The organism is Thiobacillus sp., from assembly GCF_030696885.1.
Lineage (GTDB): Bacteria > Pseudomonadota > Gammaproteobacteria > Burkholderiales > Thiobacillaceae > Thiobacillus.
Genome location: NZ_JAUYRI010000016.1, coordinates 1 through 8,330, shown reverse-complemented (window position 1 = coordinate 8,330; position 8,330 = coordinate 1). Strand labels below are relative to the sequence as shown.

The following is an 8,330-nucleotide window of genomic DNA, read 5'->3' as shown; positions in this document are numbered from 1 at the left end:
GTCAGTAGGTCTTGTACGGCAGGAATTTGCCGTTCAGCACGATTTTCACGCGATCGCCCTTCGGATCGGCAACCCGCGAAATGTCCATCGAAAAATCGATCGCGCTCATGATGCCGTCGCCGAACTCCTCGTGGATCAGCGACTTGATCGTCATGCCATACACCATGATCAGTTCATAGAAGCGGTAGATCAGCGGATCGGTCGGCACCGCGCTCGGCAGGCTGCCCTTGTAGGGCACCATCTGCAACTGGTCGACCGCTTCGGGCGGCAGGCCGAGCAGCTTGCCGACGGCACTGGCCTGTTTCTTGTCGAGCGTCATCTGGCCGAGCATCGCGGCAGTTGTCCATTCCTTGCTCTGGCCGACCTTCTTGGCGATCTCGGCCCATTTCAGGCCTTTCTTGTGCTTGGCGGCGAGGATGAGGTCGGTAACTTCGGTGCGGGTCATGATGGGTCCTTATGCGTTGACGAGGTGGATGTGGGGCTTGCCGGAAGGCAGCGCGGAAAAGACGGTCGATTCGGACTCGATCAGGTCGACCGGGTCGAACACGGCGGGCGAACTGGGGGCATCGGCGGCGTCGCGTAGGGCGCCAAATTGCTTCGACCGGCTCACCAGGAAATCGACCATGTGGTTGCGGATCGGGTAGTAATGCGGCTCCCGGTGGATGGCGCTGCGTTCGCGCGGGCGCGGCAGGGTGTTGTTGATGATTTCGGCGATGCGCGCGTGCGGCCCGTTCGACATCAGCATGATGCGGTCGGACAGCAGGATCGCTTCGTCAACGTCGTGCGTGATCATGAACACGGTCTGCTGCGTTTCGGCGCAGATCTTCAGGAGCTCGTCCTGGATCACGCCGCGCGTCAGCGCATCGAGCGCGCCGAAAGGCTCGTCCATCAGCAGCATTTTCGGCTCGATGGAAAATGCGCGCGCGATGCCGACGCGCTGCTTCATGCCACCGGAGAGCTGCGACGGCTTCTTTTGCTCGGCGCCCTTGAGGCCAACCAGCTCGATGTAGCGCATCGCGTGGTCGCGCACCTTGTGCTTGTCCCAGTTCATCCAGCGCGACTTCACCGCAAAGGACACATTCTCCAGCACGGTGAGCCACGGCATCAGTGCATGACCCTGAAAGATCACGCCGCGATCCAGGCTGGGGCCGGAGACTTCGCGGCCGTCCATGAAGACGTTGCCGGCGCTGGCCGTATCAAGCCCGGCAAGGATGTTGAGGATGGTCGACTTGCCGCAGCCGGAGTGGCCGGTGACGCAGACGAATTCGCCCTTGTGGATGCGGAAGTTGACGTGGTCGAACACAGTGACGTCGCCGCCCCCGGTGGGACTGGGGTAGACGCGCGCCAGGTTTTCGACCTGCAGGAAGGAAAGGTTGGGATCGGTCATGGTTTATTCCTGGTAGGCGACGCGCTTGCTCAGCACGCCGAAGACGCTGTCGAGCGCCATGCCGACGACGCCGATCATCAGAATCGCGAACAGCACGTTGGTGATCGACAGGTTGTTCCACTCGTTCCACACGAAGTAGCCGATGCCGGTGCCGCCGACCAGCATTTCTGCAGCGACGATGACGAGCCAGGCGATGCCCATCGAGATGCGCATGCCGGTCAATATCGTCGGTGCGGCGGCCGGCAAAATCACCCGGAACGCTTTGCGCAGCGGATTGACCTCCAGCGTGCGCGAAACGTCGAGCCAGTCTTTCCGCACGTTGGCGACGCCGTGCGCGGTGTTGATCAGCATCGGCCACAGCGAGCAGATGAAAATGACGAAGATCGACGACATCGACGCGTCCTTGATCGTGTACAAGGCAAGCGGCATCCATGCCAGCGGCGAGATCGGTTTCAACACCTGCACGTAGGGATCGAGCGCGTCGTAGAAAACGCGCGAGCTGCCGATCAGGAAGCCGAGCGGGATCGCCACCGCCGCCGCCAGGAAGAAGCCGGCGAGCACGCGCGCGATCGAATACGCGAGCTGGATGCCAATGCCCTTGTCGTTGGGGCCGTTGTCGTAGAAGGGATCCGACAGCTTTTCCCACAGCGTCGCCCCCATCTCCACGGGTGTGGGGAAGCTCGACGCCGACTTGGCCGCGCCGCCACCCATCAGCGCGGCGTATTCGGGATCGACGTCGGCCGCCACCGTGTGAGCCTCGGGCAGTGTAGCCAGCTGCCAGATGAGGAGGATCACCCCGAACAGCGCCAGCGACAGCAGGGCGGATTGCTGGCCGAGTGAGAGTCGCGTCTTCATGAGCGTTTGATCGCAAAGGAGTTGAGGTACTCGGCAGGTTTCGCAGGGTCGAATACCTTGCCCATGATGGTGTGCTTCCGGTAGCTGGTTGCCGGCGCCTTCAGGCCGATTTCGGCCATGCGCGCGCGGGCATCGGTGGCGCGGAACACTTCCTCGGCGACGGCCTTGTAGTTGACGTCACCCTTGATGTAGTTCCAGCGCTTCAACTGGGTGAGGATCCACACCGCCATCGACTGCCAGGGGAAAGGATCGAAGTCGACGCGGCCGGGCACGTTCCTCACCTTGCCAAGCCCGTCGGCGAAGCGGCCGGTCATCACCTGCTCCAGCACCGGGATCGGCTGATTCAGATAGTTGGCCGGCGCGATCGCCTTGACGATCTCGGCGCGGTTCTCCGGCTTGTGCGCGTAGTCGGTGGCGCTGGCAATCGCGCGGAACAGCGCGGCGTAGGTGTTGGGATACTGCTTGTAGAAGCCTTCCTGCACACCGAAGGCGCAGCAGGGGTGGCCGTCCCACAGGTCACGCGACAGGGTGTGGATGAAGCCGACTTCCTCATACACCGCGCGCTGGTTGAACGGTTCGGGGCCGAGGAAGCCGTCGATGTTGCCGGCACGCAGGTTGGCTACCATGTCGGGCGGCGGCATCATGCGCAGCTCGACGTCCTTGTCCGGATCGAGGCCGGCCTCGGCGAGGTAATAGCGCAGCAGCAGGTTGTGGATCGAGTAGTCGAACGGCAGGCCGAACTTCATCCCTTTCCAGTCCTTGGGATTCATCTTGTCCTTGTGCTTGACGTGCATCGTGATGGCCTGGCCGTTGATGTTCTGGATCGTGGCCACGTCCACCGCCTGCTTGGCCGAGCCCAGCCCCAGCGACATCGCCAGCGGCATCGGCGACAGCATGTGCGAGGCGTCGTATTCCTTGTTCTGCACCTTGTCGCGGATCACCGCCCAACCGGCGGTTTTCTGCAGGCTGACGTTCAGGCCTTCGCGTGCATAGAAGCCCATCGGCCCCGCCATGATGATGGGGGTGGCGCAGGTGATCGGGATGAAACCGATCTTGAGATCCGTTTTCTCCAGCTTGCCGCGCTCCTGCGCCAGCGCCTTCGCCGCCCCCATCGGGAACAGCGTCGAGATCGCCGCCATCGCGGTGCCGGTGCCCACCGCGCGCAGGAAGTTGCGGCGCATCTGGTCGTCCGGAAACAACCCGCGCATCACCGCCGATTCGACCACGCGGGAGACGCGAACATCCTCGTTCTGCATGGCGGCTTCATGGTCCGCCTGGCTATGGTGGCGGCCGCAGCTGCAGCCCGCGCGGTGCAGTTGGGTATCGGGGTCAAACGGGTTGTCAAAACCGGACATAACGTACTCCTCATCGGATTGAAAAATGGCAACGCCTCGCAGGAACACTGCGCACCCTTTTGTTCGCCCCGCGCCCCGGATTGGTGCATTTCGCCTCCTCCGTTGCCCGGGCCTCCTGACTGCCTGAGGCCCACAAACTGGGGCGATTCGGCAATCCGGGGTACGCGGTGTCAGTGTTTCCACTTGGGTCGTATTCAGGAAGCGTGCCAACCCGATGAAAATTTTTAAGCCGCTGTTGTACAAGCGCTTTTTGAACAGGCGCAAAAAGTGCGTCTGCGCCCTGGCCTGTTTCTTGATTACACAGTGTTGACACATTGCTGAAGGAAGCCCGCCATGAACGCAGTCGTATTGCCTACCGAACGTCTGCATAACGAGGAACTGCTGGTCATCCGCGAATCGGCGCGCCTGATGGGCAAGAGCCTCGAACCCGGCCCGGTGATCCGCGAAATGCTGCACCTGATTTCGGAATTCCTCGGCCTCAACCGCGGCCGCGTGGTCTTGCGGAAACCGGGCGGCGACGGGTTCGCGATCCGTTACGCCTATGGTTTGACGCAGGACGAAATCGGACGCGGCATCTACCGCGTGGGCGAGGGTATCTCGGGGCGCGTGCTGCGGGACGGCGAGACGGTGATCGTGCAGGACATCGACAATGACCCGCACTACCTCGCGCGCGCGATCAACCGCGACCGCCTGCCGGACGAGACGGTGAGCTTTATCGCGCTGCCGCTGCTGGACGAGGGCGGCGTGCTGGGGATGCTCGGCGTACACCGCATCCGCGGACGGTCGCGTGCGTTGGCCGACGATCTGCACATCCTCGAAATCATCGCCACGCTGGTGACGCAGGTCCTCAAGCTCAACGCACACGTGGCGCAACAGACCGCGCGGCTGGAACATGAAAACCGTGAGCTCAAGTGGGCACTGGAGCGCGGCGCACCGCAGCAGGCGACGCTCGGCATCGTCGGCGAATCGCCCGCGCTGCGGCATGCGCTGCGCCAGATCGAACAGGTGGCGTCGACCGAGGCGACGGTGCTGCTGCTGGGCGAATCGGGCACCGGCAAGGAGTTGTTTGCGCGCGCGCTGCACCTGTCGAGTCCGCGCCGCGACGAGCCCTTCATCAAGGTGAACTGCGGCGCGATTCCGGAAAATCTGTTCGAGTCGGAGCTATTTGGATATGAAAAGGGCGCATTCACCGGCGCCTCGACCGCGCGCGCCGGCTACTTCGAGCAGGCCAGCGGCGGCACGCTGTTCCTCGACGAGATCGGCGAGCTGCCGCTGCCGATGCAGGTGAAGCTGCTCAGGGTGCTGCAGGAAAAAACCCTGCAGCGCGTCGGCAGCCGGCGCGAAACGCCGATCGACGTGCGCATCGTCGCCGCCACCAACCTCGATCTGCAGCAGCAGGTTGCCGCCGGCCGCTTCCGCCTCGATCTGTATTACCGGCTCAACATCATTCCGATCCGCCTGCCGGCGCTGCGTGAGCGGCGCGAGGACATCCGCCCGCTGGTGCGTCACCAGCTCAATCTGATCAGCCAGAGTTACCAGCGCAATGTCGGCCTGACGCCGGAGGCGATGGATCGGCTGGCCGACTACCGGTGGCCGGGAAACATTCGTCAGTTGCGCAATGTACTGGAACGCCTGGTGCTGCTGGCCGAGGGCGCGACGGTGTCGGCACGCGAGGTGGAACACGTCATCCGCAGCGAAGCGGCCGGCGCACCGGATGCGCCGGCGCATGCCGCGCCGGCAGCAGGCGCGGTGCGGCCCTATCTGCCGGCGCAATCGCACGACCGCCCGCAGATCGAACAGGCGCTGGCGCAGACCCACGGCAATAAGTCGCGCGCAGCGCAACTGCTGGGACTGACTTTGCGCCAGCTGAACTACCGCATTAAGCGCCTGGAAATGACCTGACAAAGGTTGACAATTTGTTAGCGTGGAAACGGGGCGGCCGCAACAACAAGGACACTATTTGCAATCAGATCAATGACATGACATTGTTTGGGCGGGTTGGCACGGGAATCGCAATATACGGAGTGTCGGTTCCCCGATCCATCCAACCAAGGAGTCCTGCCATGTCCGAAGTCGTTGCCCTCAAAACCCAAACCGTGCTTGAACCCATCGATGCCAACGGCCTTGCCGCCCTCGCCACCAAGGGCCGCGCGAACCCGCAGTCGGTCGTCACGCTGAAAGCAAAGACCGTGTGCGAAAGCAAGTTCCGCAACCTCACCTACGTGCGCAACCTGGAGGCGCACGTGATCGACGAACCGCCGCACCTGCTCGGTGACGACACCGCGCCGAATCCGTCGGAAGCGGTGCTCGCCACGCTCGGCTCCTGCCTGTCAGTCGGCCTGCACGCCAATGCGGTGGCGCGCGGCATCACGCTCACCCGACTCGAACTCGAACTCGAAGGCGACATCAACGTGACCGCGGTGTGGGGCGTGGGCGATCTCGATCCGCTGAAGAAGCTGGGCTTCACCGACGTGCGAGTGAAAGTGCATCTGGAAGGCGACGCCTCCGAGGCCGAACTGAAGGACCTGGTTGCGCATTCCAACGCCTGGTCGCCGGTCGCCAACACGCTGCGCAATCCGGTGAATGTCAGCGTCGACCTTGCCTGACCCAACCGACTTTCCAGGAGCGAACCATGCCTGCACTCGCACTTGCCCCCACCCCCCCGGATGCACCGATTGAGGTCCTGCCCGGCCTCGCCGAACTCATCGCCCGGGAACTCACACCCCAGGTGATCGACATCGACCAGAAGGGGGTCTACCCCGGCGACTTCCTGAAACAACTCGGCGCGCTCGGCGGGCTGGGCAGCCTCACCCCACTTGAGCACGGCGGCACTGCGCTGGGCCTCGGCCACGCGATCCGGGTGATCGAGGAAGCCTCAAAGGAATGCGTCTCCACCGGCTTTCTGCTGTGGGCGGAATACGCACTGCAGTGGTATGTGATCAACAGTTCCAATCGCGCGCTCGCTGCCGAGATGCTGCCGATCATGGCGCGCGGCGAGGTGCTCGGCGGCACCGCGCAGTCGAACAGCATGAAGTCCTGCGTCGGCATCGAGGAAGCGCGGCTGAAGGCCGCGCGGGTCGATGGCGGCTACGTCATCAACGGCGTGCTGCCCTGGGTGTCGAACATCGGCCCCGAGCATGTCTTCCACATGGGCGCCCGTCTGCCGGATACGCCGGGGCTGGTGATCGGCCTGATGCACGGCAGCACGCCCGGTCTCACGCTGATGCAGAACGCGCACTTCATCGGCATGGAAGGCACCAACACTTTCGCCTGTCAGTTCCGCGACGTGTTCCTGCCCGACAGCCGCGTGGTCTGCCATGCGGAGGAATTCGACGCCTTTCGCGACCGCACCAAGTCGGCCTTCATCCTGCTGCAGATGGGCATGGGGCTCGGTCTGGTCGACGCCTGCGTCAACATGATGACGCGCGCAGACCGGCAGTTCGGCCACGTCAACCGCTTTCTCGACGTGCAGGCCGACGCGCTGCAGGCCGAGCTCGACGCCGCACGCGCCGCCACCTACGCACTGGCCGACCGGATCGAACGCGACGGCAGCGCGCCGCACGTGAGGGAAACGCTGGAAGTGCGGCTGGCCGGCAGCGAATTGAGCCTGAAGGCCGCCAACGCCGCGATGCTGCATATGGGCGCCAAGGGCTATCTGTCCAACAACGCCGCGCAGCGCCGCCTGCGCGAGGCCTACTTCATCGCTATTGTGACGCCGGCGATCAAGCACCTGCGCAAGGAGCTGCACGAGTTCGATACTCATGACTGCGCGCTGGCGCAGCCCGAGCGGGAGGTCGCATGATCCGCTTTGCGGTATCGCTCTCGGTGGACGCGGCAGCGGAGAAACTGATCGCCGCCATCGCGGCCTACCCGATGGGCCTGGTCGCACACGCCAACGGCCAGGCCAACTGCGCGAAGAAAGGCATCGCAGTGGCGGCCGATCAGGTGCTCGAGGTGTTCCGCCCCGACTATGCCGTCAAAGTGTGGGCGGCGGAGAAAGCGGCCGGCATCGACATCCCGCTACGCATTCACCTCTACGAAGCCGACGGCCGCACCTGGATCGCATACCGCCCCGCCGCCGACGTGTTCAAACCCTACGTCAACCCGCAGCTCGACGTACTGGGCGGCGAACTCGACACCATCTTCAACCAACTGCTGGCCACGCTCGATCCGTGGAAACTGCCATGATGAATCTCTCCGCTGCCGCCCCCGAATCCACGTCCGCCTTCCGCAAATGGACCTGCGCCGTCTGCGACTACGTCTACGATGAAGCGCTGGGCGACCCCGACCACGGCCTCGCACCCGGCACCCGCTACGAGGCCATCCCCGACGACTGGAGCTGCCCCGACTGCGGCGTGACCAAGGCGGACTTCTACTGTTTCGACGACTGACTCGCGCATAGCGCGCTGGGCCGGGTGTCAATCAGCAGGGAGACATTGCGCCGGGCTCGCGACGCATCACTGCATACGGACCGCCCCGTTATCGTTAACCTGGTTTTGACTTGCCGCCCCTCTCAGTCCCGCCGGAAATTGAGCCTGCCGGGCGGATCAGCGGCAAAGGTGTCTGAGCCCCGCACACCTTCGAAAATCAAATTAAGCGGGGCGAGTTCTTTGCCGCCCGCCCGGCAGGCTCGATTTCCGGGGTTTCGGGGATGAGCGGGGTCGCCTTTTCTTTGGTCACTTTCTTTTGGCGAAGCAAAAGAAAGTGACTAGCCGCCGGGCTACCCCCGGCCA

9 protein-coding genes are annotated in these 8,330 nt (G+C 63.7%); 5 read left to right on the top strand and 4 right to left on the bottom strand.

All coding sequences use genetic code 11. The features are described 5' to 3' along the window. Position 1: 1 nt before the first annotated feature. Genes cynS through Q8R61_RS07795 form a run of 4 tightly spaced genes read right to left on the bottom strand, consistent with a single transcriptional unit; the run spans position 2 to position 3,597 of the window. The gene (cynS, locus tag Q8R61_RS07810; RefSeq protein ID WP_305535942.1) at positions 2-445 is read right to left on the bottom strand and encodes a cyanase; all 444 of its coding nucleotides are present in this window, start codon (positions 443-445) and stop codon (positions 2-4) included. A gap of 9 nt (positions 446-454) precedes the next feature. Then, positions 455-1,387 (bottom strand): ABC transporter ATP-binding protein, encoded by a 933-nt coding sequence (locus Q8R61_RS07805; protein ID WP_305535940.1) that lies wholly within the window; start codon positions 1,385-1,387, stop codon positions 455-457. A gap of 3 nt (positions 1,388-1,390) precedes the next feature. Then, positions 1,391-2,242 carry a nitrate ABC transporter permease gene (ntrB, locus tag Q8R61_RS07800; RefSeq protein WP_305535938.1) on the bottom strand — a complete coding sequence of 284 codons (852 nt, stop codon included), beginning with the start codon at positions 2,240-2,242 and terminating at the stop codon, positions 1,391-1,393. Continuing rightward, positions 2,239-3,597 carry a CmpA/NrtA family ABC transporter substrate-binding protein gene (locus Q8R61_RS07795; RefSeq protein WP_305535936.1) on the bottom strand — a complete coding sequence of 453 codons (1,359 nt, stop codon included), beginning with the start codon at positions 3,595-3,597 and terminating at the stop codon, positions 2,239-2,241. The genes ntrB and Q8R61_RS07795 overlap by 4 nt, the downstream gene beginning before the upstream one ends. 333 nt (positions 3,598-3,930) lie before the next feature. On the opposite strand from Q8R61_RS07795, the gene Q8R61_RS07790 reads away from it, so the two are divergent. The 5 genes from Q8R61_RS07790 to Q8R61_RS07770 all read left to right on the top strand — a co-directional run bounded on the left by Q8R61_RS07790 (position 3,931) and on the right by Q8R61_RS07770 (position 7,988). Beyond that, positions 3,931-5,499, top strand: a complete 1,569-nt coding sequence (locus tag Q8R61_RS07790) for a sigma-54-dependent Fis family transcriptional regulator (RefSeq protein ID WP_305535934.1) — start codon at positions 3,931-3,933, stop codon at positions 5,497-5,499. Between the two features lie 161 nt (positions 5,500-5,660). After that, positions 5,661-6,203: an OsmC family protein gene (locus Q8R61_RS07785; RefSeq protein ID WP_305535932.1), complete on the top strand. Its 543-nt coding sequence runs from the start codon at positions 5,661-5,663 to the stop codon at positions 6,201-6,203. A 26-nt stretch (positions 6,204-6,229) separates the two neighbouring features. Next, entirely contained in the window at positions 6,230-7,399 is a 1,170-nt protein-coding gene (locus tag Q8R61_RS07780; protein WP_305535930.1) for an acyl-CoA dehydrogenase family protein, read from the top strand. Next, a complete protein-coding gene (locus Q8R61_RS07775; RefSeq protein WP_305535928.1) occupies positions 7,396-7,785 on the top strand; it encodes a DUF302 domain-containing protein in 390 nt (129 codons plus the stop codon). Before Q8R61_RS07780 ends, Q8R61_RS07775 begins: the two co-directional genes overlap by 4 nt. Next, complete coding sequence (locus Q8R61_RS07770) at positions 7,782-7,988, top strand: rubredoxin (RefSeq protein WP_305535926.1); 207 nt, start codon at positions 7,782-7,784, stop codon at positions 7,986-7,988. The genes Q8R61_RS07775 and Q8R61_RS07770 overlap by 4 nt, the downstream gene beginning before the upstream one ends. Positions 7,989-8,330: the final 342 nt, after the last annotated feature.